Origin of the sequence: Brevundimonas sp. BH3, from assembly GCF_045345115.1 — a bacterium.
Lineage (GTDB): Bacteria > Pseudomonadota > Alphaproteobacteria > Caulobacterales > Caulobacteraceae > Brevundimonas.
Window position 1 is genome coordinate 2,339,818 of record NZ_CP150796.1, and the last position, 15,426, is coordinate 2,355,243.

General features: G+C 61.4%; 10 protein-coding genes. 3 read left to right on the forward strand and 7 right to left on the reverse strand.

Annotated elements, in window-relative coordinates; genetic code table 11:
- Positions 1–54: 54 nt before the first annotated feature.
- The 3 genes from ppdK to WEU32_RS11480 form a co-directional block, all read right to left on the reverse strand.
- Positions 55–2,745, reverse strand: a complete 2,691-nt coding sequence (gene ppdK, locus WEU32_RS11470; protein ID WP_312812175.1) for a pyruvate, phosphate dikinase — start codon at positions 2,743–2,745, stop codon at positions 55–57.
- Between the two features lie 240 nt (positions 2,746–2,985).
- The gene (gene glyS, locus WEU32_RS11475) at positions 2,986–5,223 is read right to left on the reverse strand and encodes a glycine--tRNA ligase subunit beta (RefSeq protein WP_406851964.1); all 2,238 of its coding nucleotides are present in this window, start codon (positions 5,221–5,223) and stop codon (positions 2,986–2,988) included.
- 2 nt (positions 5,224–5,225) lie between these two features.
- Positions 5,226–6,149, reverse strand: coding sequence for a glycine--tRNA ligase subunit alpha (locus WEU32_RS11480; RefSeq protein ID WP_406851965.1), 924 nt, complete (start codon positions 6,147–6,149; stop codon positions 5,226–5,228).
- A 110-nt stretch (positions 6,150–6,259) separates the two neighbouring features.
- Here WEU32_RS11480 and WEU32_RS11485 point away from each other — a divergent pair, with 110 nt between their 5' ends.
- A complete protein-coding gene (locus WEU32_RS11485) occupies positions 6,260–7,009 on the forward strand; it encodes a polysaccharide deacetylase family protein (RefSeq protein ID WP_406851966.1) in 750 nt (249 codons plus the stop codon).
- Here WEU32_RS11485 and WEU32_RS11490 read toward each other — a convergent pair.
- The 4 genes from WEU32_RS11490 to WEU32_RS11505 form a co-directional block, all read right to left on the reverse strand.
- Positions 6,943–7,911, reverse strand: coding sequence for a hypothetical protein (locus WEU32_RS11490; RefSeq protein WP_406851967.1), 969 nt, complete (start codon positions 7,909–7,911; stop codon positions 6,943–6,945). The two genes, WEU32_RS11485 and WEU32_RS11490, sit on opposite strands and share 67 nt — an antisense overlap.
- 44 nt (positions 7,912–7,955) lie before the next feature.
- On the reverse strand, positions 7,956–8,834 hold the full coding sequence (locus tag WEU32_RS11495) for a 4-(cytidine 5'-diphospho)-2-C-methyl-D-erythritol kinase (RefSeq protein WP_406851968.1): 879 nt from the start codon (positions 8,832–8,834) through the stop codon (positions 7,956–7,958).
- A gap of 4 nt (positions 8,835–8,838) precedes the next feature.
- Positions 8,839–10,755, reverse strand: coding sequence for a tetratricopeptide repeat protein (locus WEU32_RS11500; protein WP_406851969.1), 1,917 nt, complete (start codon positions 10,753–10,755; stop codon positions 8,839–8,841).
- Between the two features lie 131 nt (positions 10,756–10,886).
- Complete coding sequence (locus tag WEU32_RS11505; protein WP_406853446.1) at positions 10,887–12,533, reverse strand: electron transfer flavoprotein-ubiquinone oxidoreductase; 1,647 nt, start codon at positions 12,531–12,533, stop codon at positions 10,887–10,889.
- A gap of 191 nt (positions 12,534–12,724) precedes the next feature.
- Between WEU32_RS11505 and WEU32_RS11510 the strand changes: the two genes are divergently transcribed.
- Positions 12,725–13,519 (forward strand): uracil-DNA glycosylase family protein, encoded by a 795-nt coding sequence (locus WEU32_RS11510; protein ID WP_406851970.1) that lies wholly within the window; start codon positions 12,725–12,727, stop codon positions 13,517–13,519.
- Between the two features lie 115 nt (positions 13,520–13,634).
- Positions 13,635–15,386, forward strand: a complete 1,752-nt coding sequence (locus WEU32_RS11515; protein WP_406851971.1) for a lytic transglycosylase domain-containing protein — start codon at positions 13,635–13,637, stop codon at positions 15,384–15,386.
- Positions 15,387–15,426: the final 40 nt, after the last annotated feature.

The following is a 15,426-nucleotide window of genomic DNA, read 5'->3' on the forward strand; positions in this document are numbered from 1 at the left end:
ATTAAAAAAGGCGACCCATTGGGCCGCCCTTTTCAATCAATACTCTAAGACTGCTTAGCGGTCTTTTTCGCGCGCAATGCCCGACTTGGCCACCAAAGCCGCCTGCGCCGCCGCCAGACGGGCGATCGGCACGCGGTACGGCGAGCAGGACACATAGTCCAGACCGACCTCTTCACAGAAGGCGATCGAAGACGGATCGCCGCCGTGTTCGCCACAAATGCCCATCTTCATGCCGGGCTTGGTGGCGTGGCCGCGCTCTTCGGCAATACGGATCAGATCGCCGACGCCGTTCTGGTCGAGGCGCACGAACGGGTCATTTTCGAAAATGCCCTTGTCCAGATAGACCTGCAGGAAGCGGCCCGAGTCATCGCGGCTAATGCCGAACGTGGTCTGGGTCAGATCGTTGGTGCCGAACGAGAAGAACTCGGCATGTTCGGCCAGATCACCGGCCCGCAGCGCCGCACGCGGCAGCTCGACCATGGTGCCGACCAGATAATCGAGGCTGTCACCAGCTTCCTCGAATACAGCCTTGGCGGTATTGTCGGTCAGTTCGCGCAGATATTTCATCTCGAGGCCCAGCGCGACAAGCGGGTGCATGATCTCGGGGATCGGTGCCACGCCGAGGGTCTTCTTGACCTCCAGAGCGGCCTCAAGGACGGCACGGACCTGCATCTCGTAGATTTCCGGATAGGCCACACCCAGACGGCAGCCACGGTGGCCCAGCATCGGGTTGGTTTCCTGAAGGTCCTTGGCGCGGCTCTTCAGCTTTTCAGCATCCAGACCCTGCGTCGCGGCCAGTGCCTCCATCTCCGCCTCGGTGTGCGGAATGAACTCGTGCAGCGGCGGGTCCAGCAGGCGCACCGTCACCGGCAGGCCGGACATGATGGTGAACAGCTCGACAAAGTCGGACTTCTGGAACGGCGCGATCTTGGCCAGCGCCGCACGGCGACCGGCCTCGTTATCCGCAAGGATCATCTCGCGCACAGCGGCGATACGGGTGTCGTCAAAGAACATATGCTCGGTGCGGCACAGACCGATGCCCTCGGCACCAAAACCGCGTGCGGTCTTGGCGTCTAGCGGGGTTTCGGCATTGGCGCGAACCTTCAGGCGGCGAACCTCGTCGGCCCAGCCCATCAGGGTCTGGAAGTCACCCGTCAGTTCCGGCTCGATCATAGCCACAGCGCCTTCAAGGACTTCGCCCTTGCCGCCGTCGATGGTGATGATTTCACCCGCCTTGAACACGCGGCCACGCACGGTGAAGGTACCGGCCTTGTCGTCGATGCGGATATCGCCTGCGCCCGAAACGCACGGACGGCCCATGCCACGCGCTACAACGGCGGCGTGCGAGGTCATGCCGCCACGCGCGGTTACGATGCCGCGTGCGGCGTGCATGCCGTGAATATCTTCGGGGCTGGTTTCGTCACGCACCAGAATAACGGCATCGCCGTTCTGGGCGGCGCGTTCGGCCTCGTCGGCATCAAATACGATCTTGCCCGTGGCCGCGCCCGGAGACGCAGGCAGGCCCGTCGTGATGATCTTGCGCTCGGCCTTGGGGTCCAGTGTCGGGTGCAGAAGCTGGTCCAGAGCCGCAGGCTCGACGCGGCTGATGCCCTCTTCCTTGGAGATCACGCCCTCGGCGGCCAGATCGACAGCGATCTTGAGCGCCGACTTGGCCGTGCGCTTGCCGTTGCGGGTTTGCAGCATCCACAGGCGGCCCTGCTCGACCGTGAACTCGATGTCCTGCATGTCGCGATAGTGGCTTTCCAGGCGGCCGACAACGTCGACGAACTGGCCGAACACTTCCGGCATAGCCTCTTCCATCGAGGGAGCGGTTTCGCCCATCTCTTCGCGGCCGGCCTTGGTCAGGGATTGCGGGGTGCGGATACCGGCCACCACGTCTTCGCCCTGGGCGTTAATCAGGAACTCGCCATACAGCTTGTTCTCGCCGGTCGACGGGTTGCGGGTGAAGGCCACGCCGGTGGCGCTGGTTTCACCCATATTGCCGAACACCATCGACTGCACGTTGACGGCCGTGCCCCAGCTTTCGGGGATGTCGTGCATACGGCGATAGAATTTCGCGCGGTCGTTCATCCAGCTTTCGAACACGGCACCGACCGCGCCCCACAGCTGGGCGTGTGGTTCCTGCGGGAAGGGCTTGCCCAGCTCGCGCTCAACCAGCGCCTTATAGTCGGCGACGATCTTTTCCCAGTTCTCGGCGGTCAGTTCGGTATCGACCGAGACGCCCAGACGCTCTTTGTGCTCGTCCAGAACCTCTTCGAAATGGTCGTGACCGAGGCCCAGCACCACGTTCGAATACATGGTGATGAAACGACGGTAGCTGTCATAGGCAAAGCGGCGGTCGCCCGACAGCTTGGCCAGACCCTCGACGGTTTCGTCGTTCAGGCCCAGATTCAGCACGGTGTCCATCATGCCCGGCATCGAAGCGCGCGCGCCCGAGCGGACCGACACCAGCAGCGGATTCTCTACCGAACCAAAGGTCTTGCCGACCACGCCCTCGACCTTGGCCAGAGCCTCGGCCACCTGCGCCTGCAAGTCGGCCGGATAGGCTTCGCCATGACCATAATAATAGGTGCAGACCTCGGTGGTAATCGTAAAGCCCGGAGGGACAGGAAGCCCCAGAGAGGACATCTCGGCCAGGTTTGCACCCTTGCCGCCGAGAAGATTCTTCATCGAAGCATCGCCGTCAGCAGAGCCGCCGCCGAAACCGTACACCCACTTGGTCATATCGCCATTCCTAGGTCGTGGTCGTCTCACGGAACCATAGGGGAATCCCGTGTTTCGAGCGCCTCTCTATCGTGCTGCACCCGCGAAGGCCACCGCCCCGAGGTCACAATCCGTGATCGGATGTAGCAATTAGCCGATTTTTATCTTTTTAGCACCGTGCCAGCAGGCTGAAACGCAAAACGGCACCCCGAAGAGTGCCGTCGCGTAAAGGTCAGAACCCTGCCCTTTATATTTCGAGCCTTAGCCTGCGATCTGACCGAAATCAGCCACGCGGCCCATGACTTCGCGCACATGGACCAGCAGCTTGAGGCGGTTGTCGCGCTCTTCAGCCACATCCGAGTTGACCATGACGCCGGTAAAGAAGGCATCGACCGGCGCACGCAACGCAGCCAGTGCCGTCATGGCGGCGGCGAAGTCTTCGGTTTCCAGCGCCTTGTTCACAGCGGCATCGGCCGTTGCGGTGGCGTTGGCCAGAGCGACTTCCTCGGCAGGCTGGCTGGCCATGGAGACCGAAACGATGCCCGACGGAAGCGCGCCCTTCTTCTCCTCGGCCTTGAGGATGTTCGAAGCGCGCTTGTAACCGGCCAGCAGGTTGGCACCGTCGTCGGTCGCGAGGAAGCCCGACAGAGCCTCTACGCGACGCACGATACGCACCAGATCGTCATCACCCAGCGCGAACACAGCCGCCACAAGATCGTGACGCTGGCCTTGATCGCGCAGCAGGACGCTCAGGCGGTCAGCGAAGAAGGGTAGAATTCCGGCAAAGTCTTCAAATTTAGTATCAAGCGATATTTGCGAAACAATTAAATCCATTTGCGCCACAGCATTCGACATGAATTCTGACGCCGCTACAAACTTAGAACGATCTTCCTCTGAGAGAACAAGGAAAGCACCAACAGTAATTTCTTCATTCTGCGCTAGAGCAGCACGTACATTATTATGGCACTTAACCAATACATACGCCAAATCACCCAAACCGCCGAGAGGTAGTCGAGTATTATTATCAAGTATCAGGCGTATTACGCCCAATGCAGCTCGACGCAAGGCGTACGGATCTTTCGAACCCGTCGGCTTCTCGTCGATGGCGAAGAAGCCAACGAGCGTGTCGATCTTGTCGGCCAAAGCAATGGCGACCGTCAGCGGTGCGCTCGGCACGCTGTCGGCGGGGCCTTGCGGCTTGTAGTGATCGCGGATGGCGTCGGCGACAGCGTCCGGTTGTCCGGCCAAACGGGCGTAATAGCCGCCCATAATGCCTTGCAGTTCGGGGAACTCGCTGACCATGCCCGAAGCCAGATCAGCCTTGGCCAGACGTGCAGCCTTTTCAGCCTCTGCCGCATCGGCACCGACCAGCGGGGCGATCTCGGCGGCCAGTTTGGCGATGCGCTCGACGCGCTCAGCCATGGTGCCGAGCTTGGCGTGGAAGGTGACGCCCGAGAGCTTCTCGTTCCACTTGTCGAAACCGACCTTCTGGTCTTCTTCCCAGAAGAAGCGGCCGTCGTTCAGACGGGCCGACAGAACCTTGGAGTTACCGGCCGCCAGCGCCTTGCCGCCATCGGCAGCTTCGATATTGGCAACCACGACGTAATGGGGTGCCAAGCCTTCGGCGTTCGGAACACGAACGGCGAAATACTTCTGGTGCACCTTCATCGACAGACGCACGACTTCCGGCGGCAGGGCGAGGAACTCGGGGGCCATGTCACCGAGGATCGGCGTCGGCCATTCAGCCAGACCGGCCACCTCGTCCAGCAGGCCGATATCATCGACCAGTTCCAGACCCTTGGCGGCGCAGACAGCCTTGGCACCTTCAAGCACCTTGGCCTTGCGGTCATCGAAGGACAGCACAACAAAGTTGCGCTCCAGCTTGGTGCGGTAGTCGGCAAAGTCGGTGACTTCGAACGGCTGGCCCGAGCCCATGAAGCGGTGGCCCTCGGTCACGTTCGAGGCCACAACCTTCTTGGATTCACCACCGACGGTGCTGCCCAGATCAAGCGCATACGGAATGACCGCGCCGTCAAACAGGGCGATGATGCGATGGATCGGACGCACCCAGCGGAAGCTGTTGGAGCCCCAGCGCTGCGACTTCGGCCACGACATCGTGTGGAAAACGGTTTCCAGCGTCTCGGCCACAACCTCGGTCGTGGCGCGGCCTTTTTGCGAAACCTGCGCGTAATAGATGCCGTCACGCTCGACCAGTTGGTCTTGCGTCAGGCCGGTCTTGCGCAGAAAGCCTTCCATCGCCTGAGCCGGAGCCGAGGTCTTGGGACCTTTCAGCTCTTCGTTCAGGTCGGGCGTTGCCACCGGCAGACCTTCGACCACCAGCGTCAGGCGGCGCGGCCCGCCATAGGTGGTCAGGCTGTCCCACGTCAGGCCCGCCTTTTTAAAGGCGTCGGACGTGATCCGTTCCAGATCACGCGCACCGCCCTGCTGCATACGGGCCGGGATTTCTTCCGAGAAGATTTCAATAAGAAGCTGGGACATGATCAGGCGTTTTTCGCTTCGGCAGCCGCTTCTTCGCGGCGCTCTTGTTCAACTTGGGCGGTGGCGGCGGCCTTACACAGGTCGCGGATACGGCCGATATAGGACTGGCGCTCGGCCACGGCGATGGCACCGCGGGCGTCCATCAGGTTGAACAGGTGCGAGGCTTTCAGAACCTGATCATAGGCCGGAAGCACCAGCGGCTGGCCTTGCGGTCCCGTCATGCCGAGGAAACGCTTGGCCTCGGCTTCCATGTCCTCGAAACGGCGCTTCAGGCCGGCCACGTCATAGCCGTGGAAGTTCGCTTCGGACTGCTGGCGCTCGTTTTCAAGAAAAACCTCGCCATAGGTCAGGCCGTCATTGTTGAACTTCAGGTCATAGACGTTGTCCACGCCCTGAACATACATGGCCAGACGTTCCAGACCGTAGGTCAGCTCGCCCGAGACGACGTCGACCTCAATGCCGCCCACGCCCTGGAAATAGGTGAACTGGGTGACTTCCATGCCGTCACACCAGACTTCCCAGCCCAGACCCCATGCACCGACGGTCGGGTTTTCCCAGTCGTCTTCGACAAAACGGATATCGTGCAGGCTGGGGTCGATGCCGATGGCGCGCAGGGAGTTGAGATACAGCTCCTGCAGGTTGTCGGGGTTCGGCTTCAGGATGACCTGATACTGGTAATAATGCTGCAGGCGGTTAGGGTTTTCACCATAGCGGCCATCGCCCGGACGGCGCGACGGCTGGACATAGGCAGCCTTCCACGGCTTCTTACCCAGCGCGCGCAGGACAGTCGCAGGGTGCAGCGTACCCGCGCCCACCTCGATGTCATACGGCTGCAAGATCGCACAGCCTTGCTCGCTCCAATAATGGTGCAGGGTCAGGATCAGGTCCTGAAACGAAAGAGGTTCAGTAGCGGCCACGGTCGACATTCAGTCCGATTTCGGGAAGGCGCGGACCATAAGCCCCCTGCCCCTTCGCGGCAAGGCAAGGCTGTTGCTTCATTTTTTCGCAAACCTATCTGCGCTAGAAGAGCGGCAATATGAAAGAACGCATCGACCAGTTCCGCCGCCGTGCTGCCCGTTATCTGGGGCGCGATCCCCTGCCCGTACAACCGGCGAAGGGGGTTTTGAGCCTCAGCTTTGACGACTTTCCCAAGAGCGCATGGGAGGTGGCAGGGCCGATCCTGAAGGATCATGGCATCCACGCCACCTATTATGTCGCGGGCGGGCTGTGCGACGGCAGCAATATGGACAAGGTGCAGTTCTCCGAGCGCGACCTTCAGGAAGCCTATGAAGCGGGCCACGAGGTCGGCTGCCATACCTTTTCCCACACCAGTGTATTGAGGCTGGATGCCGCTGGCCTCAGGGCCGAGCTGGACCGCAATTCCGACTGGGTAGCCGAGCGGCTGGATGGCCACCGGATGAGCCATTTTGCCTATCCGTTCGGGGATGCATCACTCGGGGCCAAGGGTTTTCTGGGCCGCCGGTTCGCCCATAGTCGCGGCGTCACCGATGGCGTAAATAAAGGCGTGACCGACCGCAACAACCTGTTGTCCATCGGCTTGGAAAGCCGCCGCCTGCCCGATTACGATCTGGAAGGCCTGATGGCGAAAACCGCCGAGAACCGTGGCTGGCTGATCGCCTATGGCCACGATGTCGAGGCCAACCCCACCCCCTATGGCTGTACCCCGCAGGATCTGGTGCGGGTCATCGCCTTGGCCCGTCAGGCCGGATTGTCGATCTTGCCGGTTTCCTCGGCCTTTTCGATGATGTCCGCCAAGTCGGCCTGACGCTGGATTTCCTTATCCGCCCAGCGCAGCAGCGCCTTGCGCGGCCAGATCATCAGCCACGAACGCGGCGTATATTTACCTGCCTCGATCAAGGCCCGTCGCGTGGGTGATGAGGCCGAGGCCCGTTCGGTATGGATCGCACCCGGTCCCTGATGCACCATAAAGGCCCCGTTTTTTAGTGGGGTCTGGCGCAGATAGGCCAGTCGCGGGCTGATCTTGGTCAGGGGCGGATCATAAAACCAACTGGATCCGATCCCGCCCCGTAAACCGGGATAGCGGCTGACAATGCCCGCCGTTGCCAGCCACGCCTTGTCCCAGCCCGCAGGATTAAAATCCGTCAGGTCACGGCTTTCGGTATGGATTTCCAGCCAGACCCCCCAGCTTCTGGACAAAAACCAGCGCAGCGGTGCCGTCAGACCATGCCCGCCCAGCACATGCTCGACCGTCTGGCGCGGCCCCACAGGCGAAGACAGGTCGATAAGGTGTGTGCGACTGCCTGGTACGCTCAGCCCCATCGCAAACCGAACATCCTTGGCCCAGAAGTCGGCATCATAGGCACCGGTGTCCGTGCTCAGGGACTTCGCTGTCCGGCTCAGCCAGAACGGATAGGCCTCGAACACTTCGGGCGGCAGATTATAGGAGGCAATCCGGCGTGGCAGTTCCAGCAGCCAACTGGCGATCATGCCACGACGCAAGGCCCCCGTGATCTCGTCCTCGGGACCGATGCCGATCAATGCATCAACGCGCTTGGCGCACAGTTCGAAATCCCAGTGAGGAGCCGCCTCGATGGCCGCTACAGTCGCCTCGGGCAAAAGTTCTTCCAGCCGCTCACGCACATGCAGAGGCAAGGCCGCAAGAGTCAGGTGCAAATCATCAGTCTGTTCGGGCGTTAGAACCAGCATGGCGTTTCACATAACAGCATCCGGTCATTAAGCCGTTAATTTTGTCATCCCAGATGCAATTGCGGCGCACCCAGCCGTGTCGGCCTGACCCACCAGCCGGGACGATCCAGCAACAGGGCCGCCTGAAGCGCATCTTCGGCACTGTCGAACAGACCAAATACTGTTGCCCCAGAACCCGACATCCGGACCAGACGACAGGTCGGGATCAGGGCCATGGTTTCCAGCGCCTCGGCAATATCGGGCGTGACCGACAGAGCCGGTGCCTGAAGATCGTTTCTCTGCTGGGCCAGCCAATCGATAATGGCTTCGGGCTTTGCAAACGGTGCCGGACGGTCGGCCTTACCCTCGGGCCGAGCGTCATAGGCACGATAGACCGCCCCGGTTGGTGATGGCAGACCCGGATTTAACAGCACGGCATGTAAAACCGGCAGGTCCGGCGCGTCTTCCAGCACCTCGCCTACACCCGACGCATAGGCGGGACGAGCCCGATAACACATTGGCCCGTCAGCTCCGATCACGCGGGCCAGTTCCTCCAGCACCGGATCAGACAGCCCAAGCTCAAGAAACAGATTGGCCCCGCGCAGTGCCGCTCCCGCATCGGAGGAACCGCCACCCAGCCCCGAAGCTATCGGCAGCCTTTTATCCAGAGTAACCGCCATCGGCAGATCCTCGACCCCCAGATGGTCCGCCAGCGCCAATAGTGCCCGCACCACCAGATTATCGCCCTCCCCGTGCAGCGTCTGGCTGAACGGGCCGGTGATCTCGAAGGAGAAACTGTCGGCCTTTTCAAAGGTCATCCGGTCGCCGATATCGGCAAAGGCCACCAGACTGTCCAGCGGATGATAGCCGTCACCCCGCACTGGCGCGACATGCAGATAAAGGTTCACCTTGGCCGGTGCCAACAGCGTCAGGGTATCGGTCACTGGGTCAGTTCGCCGCTTCGGTGCTGTCTGCCGAAATGCCCGCCTCGGAGGCGGGAGCCTGATCCAGACGCTCTTTCAGCTTGGCCTCGACCTCGGCGCGACGCTCGGCATCGACATCCAGTGTCAGAACGCGCTGCCACTGGAAGCCCGCCTCGCGCTGGCGACCGACTGCCCAGTAAACATCCCCAAGATGGTCGTTCAGCTCGGCATTGGCCGGAAGCTTGGCCACGGCCTGTTCAAGGTTTTGCAGCGCCTGATCATACTGGCCCTGCTTGAACTGTGCCCAGCCCAGCGAGTCCTGAATATGGCCGTCATTCGGATTGGCGGCGTGGGCGCGGGCAATCATGGCCGAACCCTCTTCGACCCGACGACCGCTATCCACCCATAGATAGCCAAGATAGTTCAATATTTCCGCTTCATTGGGCTGCAACTGCAACGCCGCCCACAGCTCGGCCTCGGCCTCGTCTACGCGCTTGAGCGATTCATAGGCCGCCCCGCGCAGGAAATGGACCTCATATCCCTGTCCCGGCACGTTCAGCATCGGACCGTTCAGCAGGTCCAGCGCCTCGTCATACTGTTTCATTGAGACGAGTTGACCCGCCAAAGCATAGGTAATGGCCGGATCGTCGGGCGCTGCTGCCAAGGCCAGCCGGTAATCGGCCAGAGCCTCTTCGGACTGGCCCTGTTTTTCAAAGCTGCCTGCGCGCTGGGCGCGCGCGCTGGCATAGATACGGCCTTGCAACGGTTCGATTTCGGCCAAAACCTGACGACCGGCATAGCCCAGATTGGCATTGATCAGCGTCTGGCCGATATAAAGTTGCGTCTGCGGCGTCGGCACAATCTGTTGCGCCAGACGCAGATAAACCGCTCCGAACTCGTTGGCATCCTGCGCGATCATCTGGTCGGCGGCGGTGCGCAGCGCCATGGCCACGCCCTCGCGATAGCGCGGCAGTTCGGGCGGCTTGCCTCCATCGATCACACGCTGTCGCGCCAGATAGATACGCGGCTCGGCCTGATTGGCGGCAATGGACGCATCATACAAGGCCAGCGCTTCTTCCTTGCGGCCACGACGTTCCAGAAACTCGCCATAGGGCAGACGGAATAGAGGCGCAGCCACAGCATGGGCCGTCAGGTCCTGCCATTCCTGTTCCGCATCGTCATAGCGGCGACGGATTTCCAACAGACGGGCGCGGTTGCTGCGGGCCACCATCGCGCTGATAGGATCAAAATCGGCAGGCGGGGCGGCAAAGGCGCGGTCCCAGTCACCGGCCTCTGCTGCGATCCAGACCTGTGCGTAGACGGCCGCGCGATCATGCGGCAGATCGACCGGATTGTCGGCCAGCACCCGATTGGCACGACGCGCGCCATGGTTCAGATAGGTCTGGATGCCGTGAACCAGTTTGCCCGCTTCGGTCATCACCGGCGAAACGGTTTCGCCCTCCGGCACGATGGTCGCGGCATAGCCCAGATCACCGGCCAGAATAGCGGCGGTAAAGGCCTGTTCCCGCAGGCGCGGTTGTTCGGGGGTCAGGATATTGGCCTGTTGCAGCAGTTGCGCCCCCAGCCCCGTATCCTCGCGGGCCAGTGCCGCGCGTCCGGCCAGATATAGCCCATAGGCACTGCGCCCCTGGGCATCTTTCGGCACAGGGGCCCACTCGGCGGGAATAGCCACGATAGGCGTCGGCGGCAGTTCGGTGCCTGCCGGTTCGCCATCCTCGCCTTCAACCTCTGTTGTATCGGTTTGCGGCTGGTCCTGCGTTGCTTCGTCGGGCTTGGCCGGTTCCCCGTCCACAGGGTCTATGACAACGGGCGGCGCATCTTGCGGCACAACCTGTGGCTGAGCCTCCTGCGCCAGCGCGGGGGCCGCCATGATCAGGGCAGCAATCGAAGTGGTCAGCAGCAGAGGACGTAGAGGCTTCATAGCGCCGACCCTTCACCTTTTCGCCAGCGCGGGCAAGGGGCTGAACCTGTGTCGGCATAGAAAAAGGACGCCGCAGCCTGTGCGACGTCCTTTTCAAAACATTCAAACCCTACAGGGCTTTAACAGGCCGATTACATATTCGGATAGTTCGGGCCGCCGCCACCTTCCGGCGTGGTCCAGACAATGTTCTGCGACGGGTCCTTTATGTCGCAGGTTTTGCAGTGGACGCAGTTCTGGGCATTGATCTGGAAGCGCGGGTTCGAGCCGTCCTCGTCACGCAGCACCTCGTAGACACCCGCCGGACAATACAGACGCGCAGGCTCGCCATATTTGGGCAGGTTGACGTTGATCGGCACGCTTGGGTCCAGCAGCTTCAGGTGCGCGGGCTGGTCCTCGGCATGGTTGGTGTTGGAGATGAACACCGACGACAGTTTGTCGAACGACAGCTTGCCGTCCGGCTTCGGATAGGCAATCGGCTTGTGCTGTGATGCCGGTTCAAGCGAGGCCGCATCGGTCTTGTGGTGCTTCATTGTGCCAAAGAACGAGAAGCCACCGGTGATGTGGTTCACCCACAGGTCGAACATGCCGATGGCACCGCCCAGCATGGTGCCAAACTTGGTCAGCAGCGGCTTGGCGTTACGAACAACCTTCAGCTCCTTATAGACCCACGAGGTCTTGTAGGACGCTTCATAGGCTTCCAGCACGTCGCCGCCACGGCCTTCCATCACGGCATCATAGGCGGCATCAGCGGCCAGCATGCCGGTCTTCATGGCATTGTGGCTGCCCTTGATACGCGGGACGTTGACGAAACCGGCCGAACAGCCGATCAGCGCACCTCCCGGGAAGGCCAGTTTCGGAACAGACTGGAAACCGCCCTCGGTGATGGCGCGCGCGCCATAGGAGACACGGGTGCCGCCTTCGAGGTGGTGAGCAACCGAGTCATGGTGCTTGAAGCGCTGGAACTCGTCGAACGGCGACAGATAGGGGTTGCGATAGTTCAGGTGCGTCACAAAGCCGATCGACACATAGTGATCGCCGAAGTGGTACAGGAACGAACCACCGCCGGTCTTGTCGTCCAGCGGCCAGCCGGTCGTATGCTGGACCAGACCCGGCTTGTGGTTTTCCGCCGGAATCTGCCACAACTCTTTAATGCCGATACCGAACTTTTGCGGATCGGCCGCATCGCACAGGTTGTGACGCGCCATGATAGTCTTGGCCAGCGAGCCGCGCACACCTTCAGCGATGAAGACGTATTTGCCGTGCAGTTCCAGACCCGGCTGGAACTCGCCGGTCGGCTTGCCTTCGCGGTCGATGCCGAACACACCGGCGACCACACCCTTGACCTGACCTTCATCACCCCAGACGACATGACTGGCGGCCATACCCGGATAGACTTCAACACCCAGCGCTTCGGCCTGCTCGGCCAGCCAGCGCGAGACATTGCCCAGCGAGGCAATATAGCAGCCGTTATTGTGCATGAACGGCGGCAGAGCGAACATCGGCAACGACACCTGACCTGCCGGACCGAGAATCAGGAATTTGTCTTCCTTGACCGGCGTCTCCAGCGGCGCGCCCATCTCTTTCCAGTTGGGGAACAGTTCATTCAGCGCCTTGGGATCAATCACCGCACCCGACAGGATATGTCCGCCGATTTCGGCAGACTTTTCCAGAACGGCAACCGTGATTTCCTTGCCGTCTTTTTCGGCACGTTGTTTCAGACGGATCGCAGCCGACAGACCGGCAGGGCCGCCGCCGACGATAACAACGTCATATTCCATGACTTCGCGCTCGACACCGGCCAGCGCTTCCAGCGGCGGCAGGTTGTCGATGACGGCTTCTTGCCACGCATTCTTTGCGCCGCCTTCGGTGAGCTGTTCCGCCATGGTCCCCTGAATCCTCAATCTTGTCGTGGTTATCGCCTTATCGGGAGGTGACGTGGCGGCGGTCAAGCCCTATTGCTTTATCTGTGATGAACACTCTTTCCCCGGATATGCTCGCCTATGAGTCCTTGCTCGCCTTTTGGCGCGATGCCGGGGTCGATGCCTGCTACCTGGAAGAACCGTTCGATCACACGAAAATCCAGGCCCTGCCGACACCCGCTGCGGTGCAAAAACTTGCGGCTGTACCGGTTTCGCGCGGGCCTCTGTCCAACACCAATGCCGCAACCGGCACTGCCGATGCACGGCAACTGGCTATGGCCGCACAGGACATGGACGCGCTTGTCGCTGCCGTTGCCGCGTTTGACGGCTGTGGCCTGAAAAAGATGGGAGCCAGAAGCGCGCTGTTCGGACGCGGGGCCTCCAATGCCGATCTTCTGGTTATCGGTGACGCCCCAAACGATGTGGACGATGCGCGTGGAGCCGCGTTTTCCAGCCCTGCGGGCCAGCTCATGGACCGAATACTGGCTGCCGCCCAACTCACCGACCGCGCCTATCTGACGCAGACCGTGTTCTGGCAACCGCCCGGCAATCGTCCGCCCACCCCCGAAGAACAGGCGGTCTGCCTGCCCTTTATCGAACGTGCCGTGCAACTGCTCCAACCCAAGGCCGTCTTGCTGGTCGGTTCGGTCGCCGCGCGCGGCATTCTGGCCTCCGAGGAGAGCCTGCTCAAGCTTCAGGGCCGCTGGAAAGAATGGACACCCGAAGGGCAGCCCCCCCTGCCCGTCATGACCACATTCCACCCCGGTTTCCTGTTGCAACAACCGCAAGCCAAGGGGCTGGTCTGGCGCGATATGCTGACGCTCAAGACAAGGCTTGAACCTTAAAAGTTGAGACTTCGCCCAAAAACGGGCATGTTTTGGCGATCAGGTGACCAATCCGCAGAGCTTTTGATCGGTCGTATACGCCGTCAGAATGCCGATGAAGGGGGCCTCCGCGCTCATGAAATCTGTTGCACAAGCGCATTGCGTTTCGTTGTCGCGCAAGTCGTTACTGCCTACGCCTTTCTTACGTTTACCGTCGCTACTGGCCGGACTGTCCTGCACGCTCGCCCTGTGCCTGCCCGCTATCAGCCATGCCGAGGTGGCCTATGCTGCCGTTTCGGGCACAGCAGCCTATGACGAAACCTCCGACACCCCTTCGGCCCTCAGCCGTCAGGACCGCCTGACCTACACGACCGCCTTTGACGCCCTTCGCCGTGGCGATCTGGAAGCGGCCCGCACAACGGCCCAGCAGGTTCAGGACCGTATTCTTCTGGGCGAGCTGGAATTCGAGCGCCTGTTCCATGCCAACCACGTCGCCACCTATGACGAACTGGTCGGCTGGCTGACGACCTATTCAGACCTGCCCATGGCCGAGCGTGTCTATACGCTGGCCATGCGCCGTCTGCCGGATGGTGCCACACCGCCCCCCCGTCCTGGCGGTTTTCTGACCCGCACATGGGATAGCGTCACCCGCGCCGGACAACCGGCCACCGACCCTGCCCGCGCCGCCCGCGTCATGCTGAATAATGACGACCTGCAAGGGGCCTATGATACCGGCATCGCGTTGGGCGACTGGTGGACATCGGGTTTGGCCGCATGGCGACTACAGCGCTATCATGACGCCTATCAGGCCTTCCTGCATGTGGCCGATGACCCGACCGAAGACCCGTGGGTGCGTTCCGCCGGTGCCTTCTGGGCCGCCCGTGCTGCCGGGTTCAGCGGTCGTCAGGATCGTATCCAGCCCCTGCTGCGCCAAGCGGCCCGATGGCCCGCCACCTTCTATGGCCAGATCGCCCAGCGCCAGCTTGGCGAGGAAATGGTCATCCAGAACCAGGGGCCGCGTTCTTATTTTTCGACCGCCCAGAACCAGCCTTCCGAAGAACTGGCTCCGGTCGATACCCGTGCCCTGAACAGCTTTGTGCATCAGGACTTAGACGCACGCCGTACACTGGCCTTGTTCGAGGTCGGTCGTCGCAATGCCGCCGCACAGTCGGCCCGCGAGGGCCTACGCCGTTCGCGCGATACGCAGGCCCGCCAGATGTGGGCCGACCTTTATCGCATGGTCGCCCCCAGTCGTTCGGCAGAACGCGCAGCCTCGACCGTCAATGCCGCAGACTATCCGATGCCCGAATTGACCCCAGAAGGCGGTTATACTGTGGATCAAGCACTGGTCTATGCCCTGATCCGTCGCGAGTCGGCCTTTGATGCCAATGCCCGTTCAGGTGCCGGTGCTTATGGCCTGATGCAGGTCATGCCTGCCACCGCCGCCTATATGACCGGCGACCAGTCCTATGTGCGCCAGCCCCAGCGTTTGCTGAATGCCAGCCACAATATGAAGGTGGGTCAGGACTATATTAATCGCCTGCTGGCCATCGAAAGCTTTAAGGGCGACCTGTTGAAAACGGTCGCTTCCTATAATGCCGGCCCCGGCCCGATGCTAGCCGCCATTCGCAAGCTGGGCGCAGATGCAGACCCGTTATTACTGATCGAGATTATCGACGTGCCGCAGGCCCGCGAATATGTCGAAAAGGTTGTTGCAGCCTATTGGATTTACCAGCGCATGATGGGCGGCAAGACCCAAACACTGGACGCCGTGGTTTCAGGCGCTGCGGGGGTTCCGCTATCGTTGGACTATACGCCGCGCCCGCCCATTGCGGTCGCTCCGGTCCTACAGACAGCACACACCGAAACGCCCGAGGCAGCACACTAGGTTCAGATTTCAGCCCAGACCGGACTGGACCAGCAGCCAA

Excerpts from the sequence above, each read along its gene's own strand:
- WEU32_RS11500 (WP_406851969.1), bottom strand. The coding sequence starts at position 10,755 with ATGAAGCCTCTACGTCCTCTGCTGCTGACCACTTCGATTGCTGCCCTG.
- WEU32_RS11480 (WP_406851965.1), bottom strand. The coding sequence starts at position 6,149 with ATGTCGACCGTGGCCGCTACTGAACCTCTTTCGTTTCAGGACCTGATC.
- WEU32_RS11510 (WP_406851970.1), top strand. The coding sequence starts at position 12,725 with ATGAACACTCTTTCCCCGGATATGCTCGCCTATGAGTCCTTGCTCGCC.
- WEU32_RS11505 (WP_406853446.1), bottom strand. The coding sequence starts at position 12,533 with ATGGAATATGACGTTGTTATCGTCGGCGGCGGCCCTGCCGGTCTGTCG.
- glyS (WP_406851964.1), bottom strand. The coding sequence starts at position 5,223 with ATGTCCCAGCTTCTTATTGAAATCTTCTCGGAAGAAATCCCGGCCCGT.
- WEU32_RS11490 (WP_406851967.1), bottom strand. The coding sequence starts at position 7,911 with ATGCTGGTTCTAACGCCCGAACAGACTGATGATTTGCACCTGACTCTT.
- WEU32_RS11515 (WP_406851971.1), top strand. The coding sequence starts at position 13,635 with ATGAAATCTGTTGCACAAGCGCATTGCGTTTCGTTGTCGCGCAAGTCG.
- WEU32_RS11485 (WP_406851966.1), top strand. The coding sequence starts at position 6,260 with ATGAAAGAACGCATCGACCAGTTCCGCCGCCGTGCTGCCCGTTATCTG.
- ppdK (WP_312812175.1), bottom strand. The coding sequence starts at position 2,745 with ATGACCAAGTGGGTGTACGGTTTCGGCGGCGGCTCTGCTGACGGCGAT.